The sequence below is a fragment of the Ruminiclostridium papyrosolvens C7 genome (genome assembly GCF_000421965.1).
Taxonomy (GTDB): Bacteria; Bacillota; Clostridia; order Acetivibrionales; family DSM-1351; genus Ruminiclostridium; species Ruminiclostridium papyrosolvens_A.
On record NZ_ATAY01000014.1, the window covers coordinates 56,575 to 83,068 of the forward strand.

Consider the following 26,494-nt stretch of genomic DNA (forward strand, 5'->3'; position numbering starts at 1 on the left):
ATTTATTTACGCGCCCGTAGCTCAGCAGGATAGAGCGTCGGTTTCCTAAACCGCAGGTCGCACGTTCGAATCGTGTCGGGCGTACCAAAAACCTATAACCGAAATGGTTATAGGTTTTTTATTGTTTGGGTTGAGGGGTTTGTTGGCAAAGTGGGCAACAATTCCCTGATTAACTTTCTATACTTAGCCCCTCACTATGTGGAGTGTATAATAAGGTATGGCATACCCAACATATGCCAGTAAATAGGCTAACACAAACTCATTAGTAAGATATCCTCCAAAATATATAATTAGAAATAAAACCGCTAAACTCAATAAAAAAAGTACAAAAGTAACAGTCCCCATCCTGTGTTCGGGTATATTTCTGGTAACTCTTTCAAACCTATATTTTAGCTTAAATTTTGATTCAAAGCACAAAATACTTATTATGACAATAAAATTTATGAATATATCTATTATAAAAATCAATTCACTTTTTTGTATCCCGAATAAATAATCCCAAAAATTCTCGCTAACCTTAGGATGATACGCTATACAAGCTATCATTATCAATAAAAAGTTAAGAACTTTCTTATAATCTTTCTTAATATATTCTATTATGCGGTTCGTTCTAGATCCCCTTTGAAAGTTTTGTACATTGTTAAATAAATATGCTAAATATTTATGTTTTTTCAATCCGTCTTTTTTTGAAGTATCATTAAATATTAATGTTGGTACCAATATGCCGGGTAATATCAATCCTACCCACCAGTTTTTTATTATCAGGATAACGTAATTTTCCGGTACATCTTGTAAAAAATAAATATACAAAATTATATTTCCAATAAACCATAGTATTAAAATGAATTTAGCAATATATTTTTGTTCATTAACTCTCTTAAAAGCTATTATAAAGAAGGCTATACAAAGCAAGAAACTAAGTTGTGCACAATTCGCACTAAATTTTATCGGCTTTACTAAATCCACTGGTATTTCCCAGCCGGGACCTATTAAAAGCAATGAGTTATACCTTAATGTAAAATAACTATATAAAAACAATGAAATTATTAACAACTTATAACAAATTAAAGATAACTTATTATAAAAATTACTATTTAATGCTTTCTTAATAGTATTTTTTAAAACATTATTTAATTTATATAGCCTAATTTTATTTTTGTTATAATGTTTCTTTTCATCAGGAATATTTTCTTCAAGCGATACTTGGCAATCAGGGCACATACTAAATTCATTACGGTATTCATACCCACAGTTAGGACAAAACACTTAGTTCACCCCCTCCTGCCCCCCTTCAAATTCCAGTGTTTCCCTCTTTACATTATATCTTGTTTTCCTCTGATAAACATTGAAAACTACCATTGAAACCAGTAAGAGCACAGAACATGTCACAAACATTACGGTGTAATTAAAATATTGAGAAATTCCTCCACCGATTATAGGCCCCAACCCCTGGCCAATGTCTGCGCCAATATAAAATGTACTGGTTGCTACCCCAACCCTGCTTGGGCTTACTCTCTTGATACTTTCTGCCTGAAGTGATAATTGGCCTCCACCTTGTCCAATGGACTTCAATACGGATGCGACTATAAGCAGTCTAAGTGTCGGTGCAACTCCTATCAAAGCCATGGAAACAGCTGAAACTATCAGTGAAATATTCACTGTAATAGTCAAGCCCTTTTCATCCACGATTCGCCCCACAAACAGGCGTAAAAGAAAAACTACAAAAGCTCCCACCGAAAAGAATATTCCAATATTTGAAATGTTCCTTTCTTTCCCCAAAAGAATTAAGAACGAACTTACTAACCCGTTTCCAAAGGAGAACATTCCACCAATTATCGCATAAACGATGCCCTCTTTAGCGATTAAGGAATCAATTGTCAGCTTACTTCTTATACTCACATTTTCTGCTTTCTTTTCTTCAATGGGATACTTTAAACACAGCAGTAATGCCGCTCCTATAAAGGACAACAAAGCAATGACAATAAACAATGTCTGGAAACCGTACTTGTCGGCAATGTATATTCCTATGTTTGGACCAACGATTGATGCCACTACCTGCCCAATCCCATAGTAGCCTATCCCTTCCCCTAAGCGGTCCTTGGGAATAAATCTGGTAGCAAGGGCAATATTTACGGTACTGCTGACACCAAATGCAATCCCGTGAAGCACTCTGAAAGAAAAAAGTACCGGGATACTTGAAGAGAAAGAATATCCTACAACTGAAAATCCAATAACCATGTTTGCTGCGATGCACAGGTACTTTTTGTTAAATATGTCTGACATCATTCCCGCAAATGGACGCATGACTAGTGCTGCAACAGAAAAAATTCCTGATATGACACCTGCGATTGCCAGTGAATTCTGAATGTCCATAGAATATTTCGAAATAACGGTATACACCATATTAAATCCCGTAGCTGTTATAAAGCTGACAGCAATCAAAAAAATAAAAGCTCTGCTCCACAATATGCTTTTATTTTTTTTACCGTTATTATCTATATTATTATTAAAAGACGTTTCCGTCAGAGCCACCTCCTCAGTACAGGAGATATTATTTTCTAAATGTTTTAACATTTGAATATTCCCACCCTTATATATAATGTCGGTATCAGAGAAAATTATCTACCGGATGTATTATGTAAACGTTGGCATGAATACAAGAATTCAGGATAAACAATCCCACAAGATTTGTTAATTTAGGAAATGTATTCACAAATAAATCATTCTACTAAAACAGGTTTGCTATTTCGTTTTACCAACAAAATTATTATATTTGTACTTCAATATTCTGTCAATCACAAGAAGGGAAAGTCACCTGTTATGCCTTAAATATTGCATACATTTCTACATATTGACATTGACAAAGGGATGAGATACAATTGCATTATGGTTGCTAAAACGATATTGCAAATTACTTAACTACATGCTTCCAATTCTATTTTTAGTTTTAGAACGACAGGAATCTAATCTAATTTGGGATGAGTGATAAAATTGAGTTTAGTCTTAAAACAATTTGAAGTACAAGGTAAAAAAAGAGATGCATATATCCTTACTCCCAATAAAGAATGGGATAATTTAACCAAACCATCTTCAATAATGATTCTACGTTCTTCACCAGACGAAGCCTCGGTTTACGATCTTATTACCGCGGGTTTATGTGAGTTGAGTGAAAAATATAATATTCTGTTTGTTTTCCCCAACCCCAGTGAATATGATAGCGATATAGCCTTTTTAGAAACTATAAACCAAAAAATCTCATGTGGGATAATAGATGGAAAGTGGAGTGTAATGAATGATGTTCATTATATTATAGGTATCGATTCCGGAGCCGGATTGGCACTTGAATTTACGGCAATACACCCTGAAACCACTGCAGCCGTAGCCCTTATTGGAGGTACTATGCTACCTGATATAACCAGTAACGGTAGCACACCTATGCCAGCAATTCTTTTCAACTGTACAGACACTATTGTTTCATACTATAAAAACATAAACAAATCAGAATTAGAAACATCATTGGGCGCTTTAGGCACAATGTATACCAACGGGTTAAACCCTTATCATAAAGTAATTAATATCACTGATAAAAATATAAATAAATTAACCAATTCTATAATGAGAGAAATATGGTTCAATTTATTTTATACTGTAAGGCGCATAAATACCTGCGAAAAAGGTAATATTTCTGAGCGAATTTGTTTTGAAAACTGCCATTTTGAAAAACATCTTGATGACCGTTCTCTCGGCGATAATGACGGTTTGGCTCACACCTGGCTGGAACATATTCCCCAATGTGTTCTTGATAATCCGTCCAATCCTGTACCTCTGGTAATTTTCAGCCATGGTGCTTTTGATAATCCAGTGAAAGCAGCCGACATGAGCAAGTGGCATGAAATCGGTGAAAAAGAAGGCTTTATTACTGTATATCCACTAGCCAGTAATGGAATAAATTTTAATCTAAATGTGGATGAATCAGCACCTAGTGATGTAGAATTCTATCTGGCCTTGATAAAATATATAAAAGGTAAGTATCCCCTTGACAGCTCAAGAGTTTATCTATCAGGCTTTTCAAATGGCGCAGGAATGTCTCAGGTAATGGCAATGCTGCACCCTGAATTGATAGCTGCTATTGCTCCAATTGATAGTATGTGGCCATATACTATCCCCGGTCCTTTTGACCAGGAAAATTTCAGTCTGGAGAAAAACCTGCGACCTATATCAATTGGACTTGAACTCCAAAAGAAACACAACTATCGTATGCCGGTCTGGTATGTCTATGGAACCCGCGAAATGGAATATCCAATTTATAAGGGGTTGGGTCAGCAATACCAGTATGATGCATGGAAACAGTATAACAACATACCTGTTCTTGAAACACCTGAAAAGCCTCTTGATACCGAATGCAGCATTGGTGTAGAAAGCGAAACTGTTGAGGTGCTTTATCCATGTAAACAATATCCTGATTATAAATACTCCATACATAAATTTTATAGTAGTGACACTAATGAAAATTACTACAACTTTGTATTAGCACATGGTAAAGCCCACGATGTCCATATTGTTGACGCTGAACTTGCTTGGAAGTTTATTTCCGGATTCAGCAGAAACCCGGACGGTTCATTGAAACAACAGTCACAATAGGTAATAATGTAAAACATTTTTACAATAATTTATAATTTACCACTTTCCCAGCCAAAAGGCTGAAATGGAAACATTTTAAAAGGAGGAAGTATTTTATGGGTAAGAAAAAATCACTAAAACGCTTTATTACTATGCTAGCTGTTTTCTCAATGGTATTTACGAATTTTATTGGTTCGTGGTCCGGTGTCTCTGCAGCTGCTGTAAAAGGTAATCCTGCATTTAAACAGGCCGCTAAAGATCTGACAGTCGGGCAAACCTTTACTTTTGATATTGTCAATAAGCAGACAGGCGCAACTTACCAGTGGAGCAGCAGTAACAAGTCAATTGCTACAGTAACACAGAAAGGGCAAGTTAAGGCAATCGCAGTGGGCACTGCAACAATTTCCTGCAAAATAACTAAAAACAAAAAGGCTACAACTCTTAAAGCAAAAGTTGTTGTTAAAAAGGCAACTCCTAAGCCACCACAACCGGCAAAAGTACCGGTAGATAAAAATGGGCTTGATTCCAAAGGAAGAATGGTTGCTTATTTTGGATCACCTGCTATTGATGGTAAAGTAGATGGTACTTGGAGCAAAGCACAAGTAGTTATACCTAAAATTGTATCACCAAACATGACTACAACTGCTACTTTTAAAACTTTATGGGATGATAACGCTTTATATGTACTTGCAGAAGTAAAAGACAAAGAATTAAGCGTAAAATCTGATACACCATATATGCATGATTCTATGGAAATCTTCTTGAATGAAAATAACGATAAGACACAAGAATATGGCCTTGATGATTTACATTTCAGAGTTAATTGTGAAAACTCACAGTCTGTAGATACCGGAGATATCGGCAGATTCTATACAGCTACTACTAAAGTGAAGGATGGATACATAGTAGAAGCCAGAGTTGCTTTTAAAACTAAGCCGGCAAACAACAAAGTACTTGGAATAGAACTACAGATAAATGATGCAAAAGGTACTGAGAGAGTCGGTACTATTAATGTTTTTGATGCAACAGGAAGTGCATGGAATGACACTACAAAATTTGGTCAAGTATTGCTAACAGGCAAGGCCAATGGAGCAGTTAGCGGACTTAATCCATATGATCTCATAAAATTGATATCAAGCACTCAAAAAATTGATTTCACACTTTATAAAAATGCAGATATAGTAAAAGACACTGTTAAAGCTGCTCAAAAAGTAATTGCAGATAAAAAAGCTACTCAGAAACAAATTGATGCTCAATATTCTGCAATAAAAGCAGCAATCGAAAAATTGGTTCTCACTGATGAAGCTGCAAATGAAAAGTACTTTAAAGCAGTTCCCGATAAGTATAGAACTGAAGCTGATAAGCAGGGCACTATTGTTAGCTTAGAGTACTCAGCAGATAATTTGAAGAACGGAACAGACGTTAAGAAGATGAATGTTTATCTTCCTTACGGTTACGACGCTTCCGATAAAAGCAAAAAATATAACGTTTTATATTTGATGCATGGCGGTGGCGAGAATGAGAATCTCATCTTTGGCGGACCTGGTCAAAACAAAGAAATGAAGAAAATCATAGACAATATGATTGCAAATGGTGATATTGAACCGCTTATTGTTGTAACACCTACATTTTACGGTGGAAAAGACGATACTGCACTCTTCCATGAAGAATTAATGAAAAATGTTGTTCCTCTGGTAGAAACTACTTACAATACATACGCAAAATCAGCATCATTAGCAGATTTGAAAGATTCTAGAGAGCATAGAGCATTCGGCGGATTTTCAATGGGTTCAGTAACTACCTGGTATACATTTATTAATTGTCTTGACTATTTCAAATATTATATGCCATTGAGTGGAGACTGTTGGGTGTTAGGTGATAAAGCAGGAAGTGAAAAGGCAACCTTAACAGCTGAATATCTTGCAAAGGTTGTAAAAGATTCCGGATATACTCCACAAGATTTTTACCTATTCTGCGCTACAGGCAGTTTGGATATTGCATATCCTAACTTGAAACCTCAGGTAGATGCTATGAAGCAATTGAAGGATACCTTTATTTACTCATCTGATACACAAAAAGGAAACTTCTATTTCATAGTAAGCGATGGCGGTACACATGCTTGGAATTGGGTTAATCAATATATTTACGACATTTTACCTGATTTATTTAAATAAAAAAATTACATATCTCCTCACTAATATGTAATTCATAAGTTGTAAATGAGAAAAGGCACCCCTAATAAGGGTGCTTTTTCTCAAAGATAATCATCCGTCTTAAATTTTCCTTTTTACTTTAACTAACACATTATGATAATATGTTAATATCTATCTCTTAGGAGTGTAATATGGCTAATGCAAATATTAAATTAATTGCTGCAAAAACAAATCTTTCACTGGGTACTGTATCTATTGTTCTAAATGGACGCGGCGATAAAATGCGCATTTCCGAAAAGACTCAGAACCGGGTATGGGAAGAAGCAAAATTATTAGGATATAAACCAAATATATATGCCCGCCGCTTAAGAAATCAGTCGGCAGGCAATTCAGCTGCAATTATTGGTATTCTGTGGCCTTCTGTATATTCTTCAGAATTGATTGTAAGCTTCTTTGATGGAATTCAAAATAGCATTTTAAATGATAAATTGAACGTAGAGGTTGTATTTAAACCTTATCAATATTCGGAAATCAGCAAAATGGAAGATATATTTAAAAATCAGTTGTTTAACGGGGTAATAATTGTTGGAGCCTCTGACAGCGATGTTGATTATTTGTATAAGATAAATTCCACAATGCCTATAATATTGTTTAACAGGCAAAATGATAAATATGGCACTGTATGCATTGATAATTATTCTACAGGTGAAAAAGTCTCCAGATTACTTGCTGCAAGAGGACATAAAAAAGCTGGCTTAATTTGTCCTAATCTTTTATCACGGAATTTCAGCATGAGAAGAACAGGCTTTTTGGATGGATGCCAAAAACACGGAATTACTGTACTGCCGGAGCACATTATTCATGAAACCCTTGACTCAGAAGGCGGGTATCGAAGTGCAGAAAAACTTTTGAGGTCACAGACTCTTCCTTCCGCACTTTTTTTGCTTGTGTCCGGCTATAGTCATGAAGTCTACTCGGTTTTGCAAAAAAGTGGAGTGCGTATTCCTGAGGATATTGAAATAATAGGTTGCTCTGACATCGTATCCAGCCGAATTTTAAAGCCTAGTATGACAGTCATTGATTTACCAATACAGAAAATGGTAAAGAGAAGTCTGCAACTTATACTTGATATGATAAACGGGTATATACAAGAACCTCACAACATTTTTGAGGAGGCATATTTCATATTTCGTGAAAGCTGCGGAGGATTTCCTGATACTGAGACGGTTATTTAAAAAATAGACTTACTTCTTTTTTATAATATACGTAAACTTCCACACAGCTGAATTACCCGAATACCTTCCTCTGTTTTCTACAACTGTAACATTAGATGTATACTTAGTACTTGTGCTTGCTTTTAGTTTACTTACTGAAACCGTGAGAGTCTTGCTCCCATAGTCTGGGTAACTATCATCCTCTTCTGCCGTTGAAACAATAGTAATCTTACCATTTGGCGATGTAGATATTTCCACTGTTTGTCCCTCGTAAATTGCCTTTTTATTAACTGTAGCGCCATATCCCCATTCATTGCCTACATGATTATTTTCTACGCAAGCAACAGATTGCAATGTTACCTTTACTTTGGTATTTGCAGCACTGTAGGCTCCACTTGTGAAAAGTGGTAATATGAGTATTATTGTTAACAAAAAACTGATAACCCTTTTGTTCATATATTATCAACCCCCAATTTCCAAAATAATCTGTTAATATCCAAATTATAGCATAATTATACTATATAGTAAACTTTTACCAATTGTATAATATGAAACCTTAATAAAATTACAAAATGAATATATTAATTTTTAAAAACAGATAATAAATTTGGGAGGTGAAATCTTATGAATCAGAAAATAGCTATCGAACCTAATTTGACTCCTATAAAGGACTATTTGACTAAAAAAGGGTACAACGTTGAAAATATGGACTATGGACAGGGTGCCACAAAAAATAATTTTGATGCGATTATAGTTGCAGGTGTAGAAACTAATATAATGGGCATACAGGATACGAGCAGCAAAGCCATTGTAATAAATGCTGACGGTATGACAGAAGAACAGGTATATCAGGAACTTCAAAGCAGATTACATTAAACGAACAAAACCCCAATACCGCAAAGGTATCGGGGTTTTGTTCGTTGATAACATTATATTTTATTTTTGTCCGTAATACGCTTTGGGTCCGTGCTTTCTCATAAAATGTTTATCTAGCAGCACCTGTGGCATGGGAGTTACATTTGGGTTCAATTGTCTGCACTGAATAGCCATCATAGCTACTTCTTCTAAAACAACAGAATTATGAACTGACTCCGCTGCACTTTTTCCCCATGTAAAAGGTGCATGATTTTTTACAAGTATGGCAGGGATATAGTTAGGATTTAAATCTTTAAAAGCCTCTATTATCACCGTTCCGGTATTTGCTTCATAATCGGACTGAATCTCATCCTTTGTCATTTCCCGAGTACATGGGATTTCACCATAAAAGTAATCCGCATGAGTAGTCCCGTAAGCAGGAATCCCCATACCGGCCTGTGCAAAAGCAGTTGCCCATCTGGAGTGGGTGTGGGTTACACCACCTATTTCGGGAAAAGCATTATACAAAGCTACATGTGTCGGTGCATCAGAAGACGGCTTCAGTTTACCTTCCACCACTTTACCTGTGAGGTCGATTAATACAATATCTTCAGCGGTCATAACCTCATACTCAACGCCGCTTGGCTTTATTGCAATCAATCCACTTTCTCTGTCAATACCGCTTACATTTCCCCATGTATATGTTACAAGTCCTTTTTTAGGCAGTTCCAGATTGGCTTCCAGTACTGCTTGTTTCAGTTGTTCCAACATATTTTTTTACCTCATAAAATCAATTATTCCAAGGAATTATTTTAATTCAAGGAGTTTACCGCGGCCCTTTCAATATCCAGTCCCTTTGTGTACCGTTTCATAAACTCGTTAAAACCGTCAACGTCCTTTGGATCAGGTTGTACAGTCTCACCTTGGCTTTCCCCAAACACATTTTGTTTAAGAAAATCCTCCAAGGACTGTGAACTTTTTCTATTAATCATGTACGAAGCAAGCAGGGCAATACCCCATGCGCCACCTTCACCCGCAGTCTTCATAACTGATACGGGAACATTAAAGGCAGCCGCCATAATCTTCTGTCCAACTTCCTTTGTTTTAAAGAAACCGCCGTGTCCGGTAATACCGTCCACTTTAACAGCTTCCTTTTGGAATAGTATATCCAGTCCTGTTTTTAAGGCTCCAAGAGATGTAAACAGATTGACCCTGATAAAGTTAGCCAGATTAAAATTACTATTGGATGAACGAACAACCATAGGGCGTCCCTCTTCAAAATGAGTAATATGTTCACCTGAAATATAACCGTACGCAAGCAAACCTCCGCAATCTGGGTCACCTTGAAGTGCCAATCCCAGCAGGGTATCATATAGCTGTGGTTTTTTTACGTCAAAGCCCAAGGCCTTAACTGCCTCAGCAAATATACCCATCCATGCATCATAATCCGATGTACAATTATTAGAATGCACCATTCCCACAAGACTTCCGTCAGGTGTAGTCACCAGGTCAATTTCCGGATACACTTTGGATAATTCCTTTTCGAGTACAACCATAGCAAAAACTGAAGTCCCGGCAGATACATTTCCTGTGCGGACTGCTACACTGTTGGTTGCAACCATTCCGGTACCCGCATCGCCCTCCGGAGGGCAAAGAGGAATACCTGACTGAAGCTCACCTGTGATATCAAGGAGCCTTGCCCCTTCTTCAGTCAATTTACCGGCTTCAGTACCCGCAACAAAAACCTTTGGAAGGATATTTTCAAGTTTCCACGAAAAATTACGACTGCTATTGACCTCATTAAACTGCTTAATCATATTTGAATTAAAGTCTTTAGTATTTAAATCAATTGGGAAAACACCTGATGCCTCTCCGACACCAAGAACTTTTTCTCCTGTCAACTTCCAGTGTATATATCCGGCCAACGTAGTCATAAAATCAATACCGGATACATGCTCTTCATTGTTCAGTATTGCTTGGTAAAGATGGGCAATACTCCATCTCTGAGGAATCGGATAACTGAACAGTTTGGTAAGTTCCTCGGATGCCTGTGCAGTTATAGTGTTACGCCATGTTCTGAAAGGTGTCAGAAGGTTCCCTTCCTTGTCAAAAACCATATAACCGTGCATCATTCCGCTAAATCCGATAGCACCGGTTGTTTTTAACCCTACACCGAACTTCTCCCTAACTTCTTTAATCATTTCCTGATAGCTGCTCTGAACACCTTTCCAGATATCTTCCAAGCTGTAAGTCCAAATGTTATTGATATAACTGTTTTCCCAGTCATGACTGCCGGATGCGATAGGTGCATTATCTGCACCTATCAATACCGTTTTTATTCTGGTTGATCCGAGTTCAATCCCAATTGTTGTCTGTCCGTTAATAATAGCATTTCGACCGTCATTTAGTTCATGCGTCATTGTTTTCCCCCTCATGTAGTCATCCATACTTATTCACTGAATCTAATAGGATGTCATTCAGATTAACATAAATTTTTATTTGAATGGATTCTCGTCCTTATAAAGCATAGCTGCAGGCTGATTGAAAGCTACGTCCTCAACACCAAGAAGCTTCATTGTAGCAAACAGAACTTTTCCCATGTGCTTGAATGCTACACCGCCATGATGTGGGTATCTCTTAGCAATCAATACATGTCTATAGAATCTGCCCATTTCTTTGATTGCAAATACACCTATACCACCGAATGATTTAGGATCAACATCAATGATTTCTCCCTCGGCAACATAACTTCTCAACTGGCTGTCAGCTGTTCCCTGTAGTCTGAAGAAAGTAATATCTCCCGGTCTTATTGTTCCTTCCAAAGTTCCTCTTGAGATATCAGGCTCCTTGTCCGGTTCAAGCAATCTGTGCATGATAAGCTGATACTTCATAGAGTGGTTTTTCATCATACATGAAGGAGTATTTCCGCAGTGGAAGCCCATAAACAAGTCTGTAAGAGTATATCCGTTAAATAAATCCTTATTGTTTTCGAACATATCCTTAGGAACAGAGTTGTTTATATCCAACAGTGTTGCAGGCATTTGTGTAGCACAAGTAATTATATATTCACTTAATGCACCATAAATATCTGTTTCACATGCAACTGGAATTCCTTTTGCTGCAAGTCTTGAATTAACGTAACATGGAACGAATCCGAACTGTGTCTGGAATGCAGGCCAGCACTTATTTGCAAATACAAAATATTCAGAAGCTCCTTTATTCTGTTCAGCCCAATCCAACAAAGTAATCTCATATTGTGCTAACTTTGGAAGAATTCCCGGATAACCGTTTCCATTCTTGAGTTCTTCTTCCATTTCTTTAACAACTGCAGGTATTCTAGGATCATCCTTGTGATTATTGAATGCCTCGAAAAGATCAAGCTCTGAATTTTCCATTATTTCAACGCCCAAATCATACAAAGGTTTGATAGGAGCATTACATGCAACAAAATTAAATGGTCTTGGTCCAAAGCTGAATATTTTTAGTTTTGAAAGGCCAAGAAGTATTCTTGCAATATTTTCAAAATCCCCAACCATTTCGGAAACATCCTGTGGATCTCCAACAGGATATTCTGGAATATATGGATTCAATTTTCTCAATGCCAGATTATAAGATGCATTCAACATACCGCAATATGCATCTCCACGTCCGCCTATAAGGTTTCCTTCGGATTCTTCAGCAGCAGCTACAAACATAACCGGTCCGTCAAATTTCTGAGCAAGTATGGTTTCAGGTCCTTCAGGTCCAAAGTTTCCAAGGTATACTACAAGAGCATTTACATCGGCATCCTTTAATTCCTTCAGAGCATTGAGAACATCTGTTTCATTCTCAACCACTGTATTTGCCTGAAATATTTCTAATCCTGTTTCTGCGCAAGCCTTAACAACTGCTTTACGCCTTTCCACGCTCAATTCTGCAGGAAAACAGTCCCTGCTTACTGCTACAATGCCGAGTTTAACTTTTGGTACGTTATACATTTTAGAGATCCCCCTTAATATTTTTTTTGCATTTAAATTTAAAATAAGATTAATGTCGTATACTGTTACGTACAAGTAAAATTAACATCTACCTTTTGATACACGATTCCTTTATAACAAGCTCCGGTACAATAGTTTTCTGAACAGGAACTGTCAGATAATCATTTTGCTTTATCATTTGAAGTAGAATTTCAGCGGCTTCCTCACCTAACTTCTCCTTAGGGTGACGAACTGTGGTAATCTTCACGGGGCAATTCGCAGAAAAATAGGAGTCGTCAAATCCCGTTATCGAAATATCATCAGGTACTTTTACACCTAAACTGTTCAGCAACTCATATACTCTGAATGCAATCTCATCGTTATAACAAGCTATTGCATCAACCCCACGATTCTCTTCCAGCAACCGTTTAACCATATTATAAGGCTTTATGTCCCTGTCCTCAGTGTGAAACCAAACCACATCATCGGGATTATAGGCCATACCTGCATCAGCAACAGCTTTTGCATATCCATTATGTCTTTCAACCCCTTGAACATCGTCAGCCTTGAATATTCCTGCTATTTTTTTATGCCCTAACTTTGCCAGATATTCCACAGCCGAATACATGCCTTTTGCATCATCCAGTATAACATGTGATTTACTGTCAAGCTGCTGATAAAAGCCATGAATAAATATATACGGTATATGGTGGTTGTCCAGTGCTTCATAAAACTTCATATTTTCTGAATACAAGGCACTTTTGGTAGGCTCTATTATAAGTCCCTCAACATTCTTCTGGAGTACATCTTCCAGACAAACAGCCTCATTTTTGGTATTATTATTGGTATTCTTGAGCATAATGCTGTAACCCTTGGACGAAAGTATGCTATCAATGCCTTGAATAACCTTTGGAAAAATATATTCTGAAATATAGGTTGTAATTACAGCAATATTTCTGGAGTCACTTCTTTTTCTGCTCCTATCCAGGCAGTAGGTTCCACGTCCATGTTCAGTGTAAAGATATCCTTCATTCACAAGCATTGAAATTGCTTTTCTCACTGTATGCCTGCTCAGGGACATTGTTTCCGCAAGAACGTTTTCCGAAGGAATTTGTTCTCCCGGCTTTATTTTCCCCATGAGTATTTCTTGTTTCAGATACTCCATAAGCCTGAGGTACTTTACCTGATTATCATTATTTTGCATTATAATCTCCTCATAAGCAACTTGTACGTACATCTTAATTATACATTATAATTTCAAATACACAATACTGTTTATCAATAAAAAAACTGCCTGGATTTATATCAGGCAGTAATAGTTAAAAAACTTATTATTTAGAAGGCTTTGTATTATTATTTTCCTTCTTATCGTAATTATTTTGGGGCATTTTACGGGTATCGTATTTTATTTTATCCATTTCCCACAGCTTTCTTTGATAATCTAAAAACTCATGTAATTTCATTTTAAAATCACCTCCTGATTTTATGTTATGTTAACATTTCAGGAGTTGTTACAAATATGGTCATGACTAAACCCTACTGGATACTGATACCTATCCAAACAAATTTATCTCTTAACTAGAAAAAAGTGTATACTCCTAATCCCCTATATTGTGGATTAGGTCATCTCATTATCTACAATATATACACACATATCTAGTAATATCCACAGTTTAATTCACAAAATGTTGTGTTTCTGTGGATAAAGTCTTGTTGTTACCCCAACTAATCCACAAAGTTTTCAACAGGCTGTTAACAAAACCTGATAAAACTGTAAAACTTACAAACCTGACTTTATAATCTTTACATAAAACTTTCTGTTTCTGGGTCCGTCAAATTCACAGAAATAAATTCCCTGCCATGTACCAAGCAGTAGTTTTCCTTCTTCAACAATGATGTACTGGCTGCTCCCCATGGAGCTGGCTTTTAAATGCGCTGAACTATTTCCTTCATAATGCCTGAATTCGACCCTGTCAGGATATGCCTTATCCAAGCCATAAAGAATATCTCTAACCACATCAGGGTCAGCATTTTCATTAATGGTAATCCCGGCAGTTGTGTGGGGACAATATACCATAACAGCCCCATCGCTTATCCCACTTTCAGTCACGGCCTCTGCAACCCTCGCCGTAATATTATAAAAGTTCTGTCTTTCTGTTTTTAAGCTAAACTCACGTACCATTACAATCTTACCTCCACTTGTTTATCAATTTCTATAAAGCCCTCTTCCACTACACAATCAAGAGCCAATATTTCCACACCTTTATTATGAGCAGATTTCAGAACATCTGCAAATTCTTTATGTGTCACACTGTTGGGCGTAAAATAGTCCACGTCTTTCATCTGTATTACAAAAATTACATACGCCTTATACCCTTCCCGTAAGCTCTCAATAAGCTCATTTATATGCCTTACGCCCCTTTCGGTAGGTGCATCGGGAAAAAGTACTACATTATTTTCTTCAAGCGTTACTCCTTTTACCTCGATAAAAATCTTACCCTCTTTAGTTTCAATATAAAAATCAAACCTTGAATTTTTATATTTTGCCTCAGGTTTTATTAGAGTAGGATTCTTAAATAAATTTCCCTTTTCTAACCACTCCCGGATTACCTTGTTGGGAACCTGACTATCTATATTAATATGTCTGCTTCCTTTTATAACACTAATAAGGTCAAATCCTGTTTTACGGTGGGGATTATCTGACTTCTGAGCATACACAACTGCACCCGGTAATAAAAGCTCTTTACATCTTCCGGTGTTTTTAACATGGCAAACCTCAGTAACACCGTCAATTTCCACATGTGCAATAAATCTATTTGGCCTTTCAATGAATATTCCTTCATGAATATTTTTATATTTCAATTTATCCTCCCACTGCCTGTCTTTTTTAATCACATCAAAAGAATATCATACAGTCGGATAAAAAAACTATAAATATTTTGTTAATACAGTCTGATTATGGGTATAAATACATTAACTTTAAATTGGTTAATATACTAATAACAATATATTGAAGGAGGTTTTCTATGAAGACAGAAGTTGCTTATTATCGTTGCAAGCAGTGTGGTAATATCGTGAGTGTTATAAAAAATGGTGGAGGAACACTTGTCTGTTGCGGAGAACAGATGGAAAGACTTGAACCTAATACTACTGATGCAGCTCTAGAAAAACATGTTCCCGTAGCGGAAAGAAAAGACGGTCAGATCGTAGTACAAATTGGTTCCGTGGCCCACCCGATGATTGATGCCCATTATATTGAGTGGATTGAAGTTGCAGGCGACGAAGGCACTGAAAGAATCGTTCTTTCCCCCGGTGATGAGCCAACGGCAGTTTTTGCCGACAAGAGTAACGCAGAAGTTTATGCATACTGTAACCTGCATGGGTTATGGATGTCTCATGTAAAATAATTATAGTGGCCCTGCAAAGTAAAGTGACTTTACTTTGCAGGGCCTATTAGTTACTCTATAAAATATATTTACTCTTGTTCCTCATTAACAATTGCTATAGATGCACTTGCTCCTATTCTGGTTGCACCGGCTTCTACCATTGCCTTTGCAGTCATATAATCCCGTATACCTCCGGCTGCTTTTACTCCCATATGAGGGCCTACAGTTTCTCTCATAAGCCTTATATCATCGGTTGTAGCCCCTCCTGTACTGAATCCTGTAGAAGTCTTAACAAAATCGGCTCCGGCTGCCTTACACAGCTTACAACAAATAACTTTTTCCTCATCAGTAAGGAGGCATGTTTCAAGTATTACCTTAACAATTGCTTTTCCCGCTGTTGCCTCAACTACTGCTTCAATATCCTTTTCTACATAATGGAAATCCCCCGACTTAACAGCTCCTACATTTATTACCATATCAATTTCTTGGGCACCATTTTCCACTGCCTCAACGGTTTCTGCGACCTTGGATGCGGTTGACGTAGCACCCAGAGGAAAACCTATTACCGTACAAACCTTTATATCGGTTTCCTTTAAAATCTCACTGCACAGTGTCACATAACAAGGATTAACACAAACAGAAGCAAATTTATACTCTATAGCCTCTCTGCATAGCTTCTTTATCTGCTCCTTACAAGTCTCGGGTTTTAATGCTGTGTGGTCAATTAAACCTGCCAACTTAGTCATAAATACCTCCGTATATAAAAATTAGTACATAAATATTATTTACCAATATTTCGGATTTATCAAGAAAAAAAATAGGTTAGTCTTCGTCGACTAACCATGTAAAGGGGGTCAAAATGTATTTTGTGAGGTCAATATTATAATGGCCATAATTTATAAAATTTATACAATTATTTTGAAAAATCTGATTATTATATTTATTTATTTCCATGTAAATAATAAATTCAATAAAATAAATACCTTAGAGAAGGAGCTGCATCTATGGAGTTGCAAAACAATGTTATAAATGCCGAGAATTTAAATGAAGACAATACTTTGTCACTTGTTCAAGATAAACTTAAACCTGGGGAAACAATGATTCTTGACGTAGGATATAACTATTTCCATCAGGCCGACAAACTTTATGAAATGCTTGTAAATGAAGGCTATTATGTCAGAAAAACCTTTGTAAACGGACGAAATCAATTACTGGTAGCTCAAAAAGATGATAAGCATCAAATGTATTAAATAGCATGTAAAACTAAAAAAGACCTGCTGATTAACTTTAATACCGCTAACTCAGCAGGTCTTAATATTTATTAAATATGTTTATTTATTCTCTCCAAAAGGTACAAAGACTTCAAGAACCATCTGCTTGAATTCAATACTGGCCGGGAAAAGCTCCGACCTTTCACCGTCCACCGTCAGTGCCAGTGGCATTTTACTGCTCAGTTCGCATTTTCTGGCCTTTAGAATGATTACGTTCTTATCATTGACAGATTCCTTGCTCAATACCTTAAAAAAGATACTTGCAAGGTTTATATTTGAACATTTCTTAACAAGGATAATATCCATATATCCATCAGTATAATCCGCCTGATTCAAGAGATTGGGGAAGCCGGCTGCCTGTTTTCCGTTAACAATCAAGAATAAAAGAAACTTACCTTCAATAAAATGATCATCCGCAGCAATTTTCAGATCAAAGCTTTTAATATTCGTCAATTCGGAAATACCTTTTAAGTAATAAGCAAAAGGGCCAAAATTCTTTTTAAGCTCACTGTTTGTATTAAAAGAAACGTCAACAAAATTCCCCCCTGCAAATGTACTCAGAAAATACTGTGAATTGTTTATGTATCCCACATCACACATAATTGTATTGCCCTGAAGAATTATGTCTATGCTTTCTTTAAAAGAGTTTATTCCCAGGCATTTTGCAAAATCGTTACATGTTCCTGAAGGTATTACTCCTAATGGCATGTTAATACCGTTGTTTAACAGCAGGTTGGCTACAAAATTAATTGTCCCATCGCCGCCGGACGCAGCAACAAAGTCATATGTCCCTGACTGCAATGCATTAATGAGATAATCGCTGTTAGTATCCGTCAACCTGTACGGCTGAGCAAGAATACCCTTGTCCTGAAATGAGGACAAAATAAAGTCCAGTTCACTGGGAATCCTATGTCCCCCGGAAACAGGGTTATATACAAATAATGCGTTTCTCACAGGTTTATCCTCCCATTTATGCAGAGTAAACTTAAAAAATTCTCTATTAATTTATAATAAATGAAAATTAACACAAAAGCAATCTTAATAGACATGATATTGATAAATTTATTACAAATGAGAATATTTCTGGGTATTAAAATGGGGCGTCAGCAAGACTTTCGTCTTGCTGCAGGCCCCCAAACTACGCTAATCCATCCTAATGGTTGACACTTCTTTCAGCCATCTCAATTGCCTTCTTAACAATGTTTCCGCAATCTCTTGAAGATACTGCTCCCCATCCTTCGTTAGCAACTGTATTGTAGACTCCAAGTTCTCTGGCAATTTCCTCTTTAAGGGCATCTGACATCACACTTTTACGTCTACTCATGGTTAGTGCCTCCTTTAACAGGCAGTCCCCACTGCGTAATGGCATTTCAGGTGAAAGCAATTACGCTGTTCACTGCCTGAAATAGATTTTTTAGCGTACACATATATTGTGTGACTTTTTGAGAAAAATATTAAGGAAATGTAATCCACATTTTACACAGACTAAAATTCATCATAAATTTCATACCACCACAATATATGCACTTATTATTTAAACATTACAACAATATTTTGTATGGGCAAAATTAATCGTGTATACAATCAACAATTAATTATTTTTAATCCACATTTCAAGCTAAAACTGTGGATTACCTGCAGAAACTGACAAACCTGCAAATTCTACTCCCTCTAGTGCTTTAGCCATTTCTTAAAATTAATATGTGAATAACTTAAAAAAAATGTGGATAAATAAAATTTTATCCACATTCCATACTTAATTATATTTTATTACTCAATATTCATACTGATATCAACAGAATTTGCAGAGTGAGTTAGTTTTCCTATAGATATAATATCAACACCTGTTAACGCAACATTGTAAATTGTTTCTTCACTTATATTTCCCGAAGCCTCCACAAGAGCCCTCTTATCAATAAACTTGACCGCCTCAGTCATCTGTTCATTTGACATATTATCAAGCATAATTATATCAGCTTTGCACTCCAGAGCCTCACGAACCTCTTCCATGGATTCTACCTCAACTTCAATCTTTACAGTATGAGGAATACTGCTTCTTACACGTTCAACCGCATTTGTTATCCCTCCGGCAGCAGCAATATGGTTATCCTTGATTAGAACACCGTCAGAAAGTGAAAATCTGTGATTGGCTCCGCCTCCTGCATTAACTGCATACTTTTCCAAAAGTCTCAGCCCGGGAGTAGTTTTTCTTGTATCAGTTACCTTTACAGGCAAGCCCTGTACTTTATTAACATATCTGTTAGTCATTGTAGCAATTGCAGACAGCCTTTGCATAAAGTTTAATGCAGTCCTTTCACCCTTCAACAAAGCTCTAGTAGGGCCGCTTACTTCTGCAATAATATCCCCTTTTGATACCTTGTCTCCATCTTTCACAAAGGCTTTGAAACACACGCCGCTATCCAGTACTTCAAAAACATATTTTGCAACATCAAGCCCGGCTATAACAGCGTCTTGCTTAGCCAGAAATTCAGCCTTGGATGAATCTCCTTCTGAAATGATATTATCTGTAGTAATATCACCTAGGGGCATATCTTCCTTTAGTGCATTCATAACTATTTCATGGATATAAAGTTTACTGAGTTTCATTTTTCCTCCTTTTAAAATGGTGAAGTCATTTTGCCCTTCTCCAATTCTTTAACAATGTTTTTTCTCCAATTTACATTATCAGTCTTATCAAAATCTGTTCTATAATGTGCACCTCTGCTCTCTTTTCTCTCAAGAGCAGATTCTATAACGAGGCCTGCTACTGTTAGCATATTCAATACTTCCAGTTTCACAAGACTGAATCCTGACAAATCGGAATACTTCTTATAGATATAATTAATAATTTCAGCAGCTTTTTCAAGACTTTGTTGATTTCTGATTATACCAACATACTTTGTCATAGCAGCCTGTATCTCTTCTTTCATAGCTTTGAGTGCTGCATCGTTATCTTTGTTTGATGTATAACCTATCTTTGTGTTCACTGCTGAATTATCGCAATGTCTATCTTCTGACCCGATTTTCCTGGCAATTTTTCTTCCGAAAACTAGTCCTTCCAGCAAAGAATTGCTTGCCAGCCTGTTTGCTCCGTGAATTCCAGTACAAGCAACTTCTCCACATGCATATAAGCCGGGAATATTGGTCTGACCGTCAACATCCGTTCTGATGCCACCCATACAATAGTGCTCTGCCGGAGCAACCGGAATAAAATCCTTGGATATATCAATTCCGTAATCAAGACATGTCTTGAAAATATTTGGAAATCTGTTTTCGAGATATTCCCTGCTTTTAAAAGTAATATCCAGAAAAACGTTTTTAGAATCAGTAAGGGACATTTCTTTAAAAATTGCTCTTGAAACAACATCTCTAGGTGCAAGCTCGCCTAACTCATGATATTTCTTCATAAAAGCTTCACCCTTGCAATTTTTAAGTCGAGCGCCCTCTCCCCTGACTGCCTCCGATATTAAAAAGCTTTTGTCCTTTGGGTGGTACAGTACTGTAGGATGGAATTGTACAAATTCCATATCCATTGCCTGAGCACCTGCTCTAAGACACATTCCTACTCCGTCTCCAGTTGCAACTTCAGGATTTGTAGTATGCGCATAAATCTGTCCGAAACCTCCGGTTGCAACTACCACAGAATTTGACTGGAAAACTTTTATTTTATCTGAAATTTCATCATAAACAATAACTCCTCTGCATTTTCCCTCTTCAATAATAAGGTCAACAGCAAAGTGGCTTTCAAAAATAGATATATTCTTCTTCTTTACGGCAACATCAATAAGCTTATCACAAACTTCCTTGCCGGTCGTATCACCTGAGTGAATAATCCTGTTTACGCTGTGGGCACCTTCTCTTGTAAGGGATAGCTGTTGACCGCTTTTATCAAAGTTCACTCCCAGGCTGCACAGTGTTCTGATATTTTCAGCAGCCTCTTCCACCAGAACCCATACGCTTGTTTCATCGTTTAATCCTGCACCGGCAAAAAGAGTATCTTTGAAATGCAGCTGCGGCGAATCGTTCTTCTCATCGAGAGATACTGCTATTCCCCCTTGCGCAAGAACTGAATTGCTTATGTCCAGTGTCTCCTTTGTAATTATCCCAATCTGGAAACTTTCGGGTATCTCCAATGCAGTGTATACTCCGGCTATTCCACTACCAATAATTACAACATCCTTGTATATGACCTCAACGTCAACCTTAGTACTATCCTCTTCCATTTTTTACCCTCCATATCCCCACTTTTGTAAAGGAGCTTCTGACAAGCGCTACTTATATCAGTTCTGTTCCATGCTATGGGGTAAAGTACTTAATTGTTACAAATATCTATTTTCCTACCGCCAGCATTCTGTTTAAACTGCCGGACGCACGCTCAATAATATCTCTGTCCAGTGTTATTTCATATTGCCTTTTTGCCAAAGCATCATGAACACTCTGTAATGATGTCTTTTTCATATTCGGACAAATGAGCCCGGTTGACATCATATAAAAAGTTTTATTTGGGTTTTCCTTTTTCAACTGATAAAGAACACCCATCTCAGTTCCGATAATAAATTTATCATGTTCAGAATTTCTTGCGTAATCAATAATCTGCTTTGTGCTCCCCACAAAATCTGCAAGCTCCTGTATCTCTGGCTGGCACTCCGGGTGCACCAGTAAAATAGCATCTGGATTGAGCCTCTTTGACTCTATAACCGCATCTGCCTTAATTTTATGATGTGTAATACAGTAGCCTTCCCAAAAAATAATATTCTTTTCAGGCACCATTTTTGCAACATAACTGCCAAGGTTTTTGTCAGGTGCGAAAATAATATCTTTTTTATCAATTGATTTGATAACGTCCACTGCATTAGAAGAAGTACAACAGATATCGCATTCTGCCTTAACTTCTGCACTTGAATTTATATAACATACAACAGCTGCATCAGGATACTTTTTCTTTGCCTCTTTCAAAGCATCAGCCGTAACCATATCAGCCATGGGACAACCTGCATTTATTTCAGGCAACAGAACCGTCTTTTCAGGCGACAGGATCTTAGCACTTTCCGCCATAAAATGTACTCCGCAGAAAACTATAGTATCAGCCTGACTGGAAGCACAAAACTGGCTTAAAGCAAAAGAGTCTCCCGTAACGTCAGCTATTTCCTGCACCTCATCAACCTGATAGCTATGAGCAACAATAACTGCATTATGCTCTCTCTTCATTTTGTTAATATTACTAATCAACAAATTTTTATCCATTATTTTTACCCTCGTTATCTGTTAAAAATTCCACAATACGCAATCTACTTGAATACACGGAAGTTTAAAATACTGCATTTATTTTAATACTTATAATTTGCTTTGTAAATGCTTTTATACTAAAAGAAAAAATCCCTTCATATAATAATGAAAAGATTTTTTACATAATAATGTTTTTAGTTTAAAAAATAAGTAAAAACTACTTGTGGCATCTGCTGGATTCAGGACAGCCTGAACACCCGCAGCCGCAGCTTGATTCGCCATTTTTCCTCTGTCGGATTCTATAAATTATAACCCATGCCATTAATCCGAAAACCACTGCAGATATTAAAATCGTTGCAATATTATCTTTTAAAAATTGTATCATATAAAACCCCTCCAATCCCTGAATCAGGCGTTTACACTCTTACTTTGTCTTCCAGCCTTTTTACTTGGAGAGAACAAGAGCCACAAGCCGACTGCAATAACAATTAAAGCGGCTACCGTACCAACTCCGAATGAAACTGCTCCTGTAAGCAGACTACCTATTTGATAAATTATTAATGAGATCGCATATGCTAAAAGCGTCTGATAGCCCACAGCAATCATGGTCCACTTCCACCCGCCCATTTCACGCTTAATAGCCCCTATTGCTGCAAAACACGGCGCACAAAGAAGATTAAATGCCATAAAAGCGTAAGCGCTAACGGCAGTAAACATACCCGAAATGCTGGCAAGAAGTGTAGGATCACTTTCACTGACCTCACCCAAGCCAAAAAGAACACCAAAGGTTCCTACAACGTTCTCCTTAGCAGCAAGGCCGGTTACTGCGGCAACGGAAGCCTGCCATGTTCCAAAGCCCAAAGGCTTGAATATCGGTGCAATTACATTACCTATCGATGCCAGAATACTGTTTCCCTCTTCAACCATTTTAAAACTCCAGTTGAAATTGGAAAGGAACCATATAAGCCCACATGCTACAAATATTACTGTTCCGGCCTTAATAATAAATGCCTTTCCGCGCTCCCACATATGAATTAAAACACCCTTACCGCCGGGAACATGATATTGTGGAAGTTCCATTACAAATGGTGCAGGATCACCTGAAAACAACTTAGTCTTCTTGAGAATAATCCCTGATAAGATAACCATTAAAATGCCTAAAAAATATGTTGAAGGTGCAACCCACCATGATTTATCCGCAAACATCGCACCGGCAATCAGAGCAATAATAGGCAGCTTTGCACTACAAGGTATAAAGGTAGTTGTCATAATTGTCATTTTACGGTCTTTATCCTGTTCAATGGTTCTTGATGCCATTATACCCGGAACGCCGCAACCTGATGAAATTAGCATTGGAATAAATGACTTTCCTGAAAGACCAAACTTGCGGAAAATCCTGTCCATAATAAAAGCTACACGAGCCATGTAACCACAGTCCTCTAGAATAGATAAGAAGAAGAACAAAATCATCATCTGAGGAACAAATCCAAGAACCGCTCCAACTCCTCCAATAATTCCGTCTATTACCAATCCCTGAAGCCATTCTGCCGCGCCTACATTCGAAAGGAAGGTACCTACTGCAGGCTGTATCCAACTTCCAAAAAACGTGTCATTTGTCCAATCCGTTACTATCGTACCCAACCAGGAAACAGATACGAAATACACTATAAACATAATAGCTGCAAAAATAGGAAGTGCAAGCCATCTGTTGGTAACTATCTGATCAATTTTATCCGATGGAGTCATGCCTACTCTCTTTTTATGTAAGCACTTCTTTATTACTTTTCCAATATAGAAATAACGTTCATTAGTTATAATGCTTTCACTGTCATCATCCATTATTCCTTCACAGGCTACGGTTATTTCATCAATCTTTGATAAAGTTTCAACCTCAAAAGAAAGCTGCTCTAAAACCTTTTCATCACGTTCAAACAGCTTGATTGCGTACCATCGGGAGGACTGTTTACTTACAGACCCAGCCACAATTTCCTCAATCTTATTAAGGGAGTTCTCCACATCACTTGAAAAAGAATGTTGAGGAATTGTAATTTTGTTGTTCTCAGCAATATCAATTGTCTTTTCGATAATCTCTTTTAAACCGATACCCTTAACAGCTGATGTTTCAACAACAATACAGCCCAATTCACTGCTAAGCTTTTGAATATCAATTTTGTCCCCGTTTTTACGGACGATATCAATCATGTTTAACGCAATAACAACCGGAATTCCTAATTCAACTAACTGTGTGGTAAGATAAAGATTACGTTCAATGTTCGATGCATCAACAAGATTAATAATAACATCAGGTCTGTCATTTAAAAGATAATTACGTGTAACAACTTCCTCAAGAGTATAAGGAGATAAAGAGTAGATGCCGGGTAAGTCCATTATAGTTATATCCTTATACCCTTTGAGCTTACCCTCTTTTTTTTCGACTGTAACTCCTGGCCAGTTTCCAACGTACTGTGAACTACCTGTTAACTCATTAAACATGGTAGTTTTTCCGCAGTTCGGGTTTCCTGCAAGTGCGATTTTTATTGCCATTGTTCCTTCCCCCTAAAAATATAGTTAGTTTGCGCTAACTATACTGTTAAAATATGCAGGGCCTTTATTACCCTGCCTGATTAATCTACTATAATCATTTCAGCATCTGCTTTTCTCAGTGACAACTCATATCCTCTGACAGTTACTTCAATTGGATCCCCCAGTGGAGCAACTTTTCTTACAAATATAGGTGTACCCTTAGTAATACCCATATCCATAACCCTTCTCTTCACAGCTCCTTCACCGCTCAGCTTTATAACCGTCACGGTATCGCCGCATTTTACATCTCTGAGAGTTTTCATATTACTTCCTCATTTCTATATAACATTTATACAATAATTCTGTTGGCCATTGCTTTATCAATTGCAACACGTGCTTCCTTTACATTCACTATCATATTACCACCGATTTCGGAAATAACGGTAACATTCCCTCCTACTACAAAACCCAAGCTTTCTAAAAATTTTTTGGTTTCATCTTTCCCTCGTATTGCCTTTATTGAATTCATTTCGCCTAAAGAAACCATAGTTAATGGCATATGAATCACTCCCTTTAGTTAGTGTCAACTAACCTATCATCTATAAAATAGTTAGCACTTGCTAACCTCATATTTGAGTTTACCACTGCTAACTACATTTGTCAATATATCTTATACTTAAATTCTTGAATTTGTAAATCAAGCCATTACTCACACCTTGATAAAGGGTTTTCATATGTTATAATTATAGAATTAGGAATAGATTGATTTCATACGAAGAATATGGAGGCTGTTAAATGACAAAGTTACAGGAGTCAGGTGAAAATTACCTGGAAACCATATTAATTCTTAAAAATAAGAATGGGAATGTCCGTTCAATTGATATTGCTAACGAATTAGGGTATACAAAACCTAGCATAAGTCGCGCCATGACTATTCTAAAAAATTCGGAATACATTACAATAGATGATAGTACGGGATATATAACGCTTACAGATAGTGGTTATAGCATTGCTAAAGCAATGTACGAACGACATGAAATACTGTCCCGCTATTTAGTATCAATCGGTGTTTCCCCAGAAACAGCAGCACAGGACGCATGCAGGATAGAACATGTAATAAGTCAGGAAACTTTTCAGAAAATAAAAGAAAATGCTAGTAATAAGTAAACCTAAATTGATTATATAATGATAATTTCTTGTATATAAATATGTCAAATGTTCTATTATATCTAATTTTTTACCACACAAAAGTAATTTATCTACTTTTATGATATCCGTTATATAATAAGC

General features: G+C 36.9%; 27 protein-coding genes and 1 tRNA gene. 8 read left to right on the forward strand and 20 right to left on the reverse strand.

Annotated elements, in window-relative coordinates:
- Positions 1–10 precede the first annotated feature (10 nt).
- Positions 11–87 (forward strand) — tRNA-Arg (locus L323_RS23770).
- A 96-nt stretch (positions 88–183) separates the two neighbouring features.
- Here the strand turns inward: L323_RS23770 and L323_RS23775 are convergent.
- On the reverse strand, positions 184–1,266 hold the full coding sequence (locus tag L323_RS23775; RefSeq protein ID WP_020814147.1) for a TFIIB-type zinc ribbon-containing protein: 1,083 nt from the start codon (positions 1,264–1,266) through the stop codon (positions 184–186).
- Entirely contained in the window at positions 1,267–2,574 is a 1,308-nt protein-coding gene (locus tag L323_RS23780) for an MFS transporter (RefSeq protein ID WP_020814148.1), read from the reverse strand.
- 408 nt (positions 2,575–2,982) lie between these two features.
- On the opposite strand from L323_RS23780, the gene L323_RS23785 reads away from it, so the two are divergent.
- From L323_RS23785 to L323_RS23795, 3 genes are all read left to right on the forward strand, one after another.
- A complete protein-coding gene (locus L323_RS23785; protein ID WP_242835230.1) occupies positions 2,983–4,641 on the forward strand; it encodes a PHB depolymerase family esterase in 1,659 nt (552 codons plus the stop codon).
- A gap of 95 nt (positions 4,642–4,736) precedes the next feature.
- A complete protein-coding gene (locus L323_RS23790) occupies positions 4,737–6,794 on the forward strand; it encodes a sugar-binding protein (RefSeq protein ID WP_020814150.1) in 2,058 nt (685 codons plus the stop codon).
- Between the two features lie 170 nt (positions 6,795–6,964).
- Entirely contained in the window at positions 6,965–8,008 is a 1,044-nt protein-coding gene (locus L323_RS23795; RefSeq protein ID WP_020814151.1) for a LacI family DNA-binding transcriptional regulator, read from the forward strand.
- Between the two features lie 9 nt (positions 8,009–8,017).
- Here the strand turns inward: L323_RS23795 and L323_RS23800 are convergent, their stop codons facing one another.
- Positions 8,018–8,443, reverse strand: a complete 426-nt coding sequence (locus L323_RS23800; RefSeq protein WP_020814152.1) for a hypothetical protein — start codon at positions 8,441–8,443, stop codon at positions 8,018–8,020.
- 168 nt (positions 8,444–8,611) lie between these two features.
- Here L323_RS23800 and L323_RS23805 point away from each other — a divergent pair, with 168 nt between their 5' ends.
- Positions 8,612–8,863: a YkuS family protein gene (locus tag L323_RS23805; protein ID WP_020814153.1), complete on the forward strand. Its 252-nt coding sequence runs from the start codon at positions 8,612–8,614 to the stop codon at positions 8,861–8,863.
- A gap of 60 nt (positions 8,864–8,923) precedes the next feature.
- Here the strand turns inward: L323_RS23805 and araD are convergent, their stop codons facing one another.
- From araD to sfsA, 7 genes are all read right to left on the reverse strand, one after another.
- Positions 8,924–9,613, reverse strand: coding sequence for an L-ribulose-5-phosphate 4-epimerase (gene araD / locus L323_RS23810; RefSeq protein WP_020814154.1), 690 nt, complete (start codon positions 9,611–9,613; stop codon positions 8,924–8,926).
- 41 nt (positions 9,614–9,654) lie between these two features.
- The gene (locus L323_RS23815) at positions 9,655–11,262 is read right to left on the reverse strand and encodes a xylulokinase (protein WP_020814155.1); all 1,608 of its coding nucleotides are present in this window, start codon (positions 11,260–11,262) and stop codon (positions 9,655–9,657) included.
- 75 nt (positions 11,263–11,337) lie between these two features.
- Positions 11,338–12,819, reverse strand: coding sequence for an L-fucose/L-arabinose isomerase family protein (locus tag L323_RS23820; protein WP_020814156.1), 1,482 nt, complete (start codon positions 12,817–12,819; stop codon positions 11,338–11,340).
- Between the two features lie 88 nt (positions 12,820–12,907).
- Positions 12,908–14,002, reverse strand: a complete 1,095-nt coding sequence (locus L323_RS23825) for a GntR family transcriptional regulator (RefSeq protein WP_020814157.1) — start codon at positions 14,000–14,002, stop codon at positions 12,908–12,910.
- A gap of 127 nt (positions 14,003–14,129) precedes the next feature.
- A complete protein-coding gene (locus L323_RS41875) occupies positions 14,130–14,261 on the reverse strand; it encodes a hypothetical protein (RefSeq protein ID WP_020814158.1) in 132 nt (43 codons plus the stop codon).
- A gap of 317 nt (positions 14,262–14,578) precedes the next feature.
- On the reverse strand, positions 14,579–14,980 hold the full coding sequence (locus tag L323_RS23830) for a secondary thiamine-phosphate synthase enzyme YjbQ (protein ID WP_020814159.1): 402 nt from the start codon (positions 14,978–14,980) through the stop codon (positions 14,579–14,581).
- Complete coding sequence (gene sfsA / locus L323_RS23835) at positions 14,980–15,660, reverse strand: DNA/RNA nuclease SfsA (RefSeq protein ID WP_020814160.1); 681 nt, start codon at positions 15,658–15,660, stop codon at positions 14,980–14,982. Before sfsA ends, L323_RS23830 begins: the two co-directional genes overlap by 1 nt.
- Positions 15,661–15,824: 164 nt before the next feature.
- Between sfsA and L323_RS23840 the strand changes: the two genes are divergently transcribed.
- The gene (locus L323_RS23840; protein ID WP_020814161.1) at positions 15,825–16,205 is read left to right on the forward strand and encodes a desulfoferrodoxin; all 381 of its coding nucleotides are present in this window, start codon (positions 15,825–15,827) and stop codon (positions 16,203–16,205) included.
- Between the two features lie 68 nt (positions 16,206–16,273).
- Here L323_RS23840 and deoC read toward each other — a convergent pair whose 3' ends face one another.
- Entirely contained in the window at positions 16,274–16,930 is a 657-nt protein-coding gene (gene deoC, locus L323_RS23845) for a deoxyribose-phosphate aldolase (RefSeq protein ID WP_020814162.1), read from the reverse strand.
- Between the two features lie 258 nt (positions 16,931–17,188).
- On the opposite strand from deoC, the gene L323_RS23850 reads away from it, so the two are divergent.
- Positions 17,189–17,434, forward strand: coding sequence for a hypothetical protein (locus tag L323_RS23850; RefSeq protein ID WP_020814163.1), 246 nt, complete (start codon positions 17,189–17,191; stop codon positions 17,432–17,434).
- Positions 17,435–17,515: 81 nt separating this feature from the next.
- Here the strand turns inward: L323_RS23850 and L323_RS23855 are convergent, their stop codons facing one another.
- From L323_RS23855 to L323_RS23890, 9 genes are all read right to left on the reverse strand, one after another.
- The gene (locus tag L323_RS23855) at positions 17,516–18,409 is read right to left on the reverse strand and encodes a YegS/Rv2252/BmrU family lipid kinase (protein WP_020814164.1); all 894 of its coding nucleotides are present in this window, start codon (positions 18,407–18,409) and stop codon (positions 17,516–17,518) included.
- A gap of 199 nt (positions 18,410–18,608) precedes the next feature.
- Positions 18,609–18,779 (reverse strand): small, acid-soluble spore protein, alpha/beta type, encoded by a 171-nt coding sequence (locus L323_RS23860; RefSeq protein WP_014315550.1) that lies wholly within the window; start codon positions 18,777–18,779, stop codon positions 18,609–18,611.
- A 446-nt stretch (positions 18,780–19,225) separates the two neighbouring features.
- Positions 19,226–20,062, reverse strand: coding sequence for a carboxylating nicotinate-nucleotide diphosphorylase (gene nadC, locus L323_RS23865; protein ID WP_020814165.1), 837 nt, complete (start codon positions 20,060–20,062; stop codon positions 19,226–19,228).
- Between the two features lie 11 nt (positions 20,063–20,073).
- Positions 20,074–21,678, reverse strand: a complete 1,605-nt coding sequence (nadB, locus tag L323_RS23870) for an L-aspartate oxidase (RefSeq protein ID WP_020814166.1) — start codon at positions 21,676–21,678, stop codon at positions 20,074–20,076.
- A gap of 106 nt (positions 21,679–21,784) precedes the next feature.
- Complete coding sequence (gene nadA, locus L323_RS23875; RefSeq protein ID WP_020814167.1) at positions 21,785–22,699, reverse strand: quinolinate synthase NadA; 915 nt, start codon at positions 22,697–22,699, stop codon at positions 21,785–21,787.
- A 199-nt stretch (positions 22,700–22,898) separates the two neighbouring features.
- A complete protein-coding gene (locus tag L323_RS40730; protein WP_020814168.1) occupies positions 22,899–23,066 on the reverse strand; it encodes a FeoB-associated Cys-rich membrane protein in 168 nt (55 codons plus the stop codon).
- 23 nt (positions 23,067–23,089) lie between these two features.
- The gene (feoB, locus tag L323_RS23880) at positions 23,090–25,225 is read right to left on the reverse strand and encodes a ferrous iron transport protein B (RefSeq protein ID WP_020814169.1); all 2,136 of its coding nucleotides are present in this window, start codon (positions 25,223–25,225) and stop codon (positions 23,090–23,092) included.
- Between the two features lie 80 nt (positions 25,226–25,305).
- Positions 25,306–25,527: a FeoA family protein gene (locus tag L323_RS23885; protein WP_020814170.1), complete on the reverse strand. Its 222-nt coding sequence runs from the start codon at positions 25,525–25,527 to the stop codon at positions 25,306–25,308.
- 26 nt (positions 25,528–25,553) lie between these two features.
- Positions 25,554–25,763 carry a FeoA family protein gene (locus L323_RS23890; protein WP_020814171.1) on the reverse strand — a complete coding sequence of 70 codons (210 nt, stop codon included), beginning with the start codon at positions 25,761–25,763 and terminating at the stop codon, positions 25,554–25,556.
- Between the two features lie 236 nt (positions 25,764–25,999).
- Between L323_RS23890 and L323_RS23895 the strand changes: the two genes are divergently transcribed.
- Positions 26,000–26,371, forward strand: a complete 372-nt coding sequence (locus L323_RS23895) for a metal-dependent transcriptional regulator (protein ID WP_020814172.1) — start codon at positions 26,000–26,002, stop codon at positions 26,369–26,371.
- The last annotated feature ends 123 nt before the right edge of the window (positions 26,372–26,494 follow it).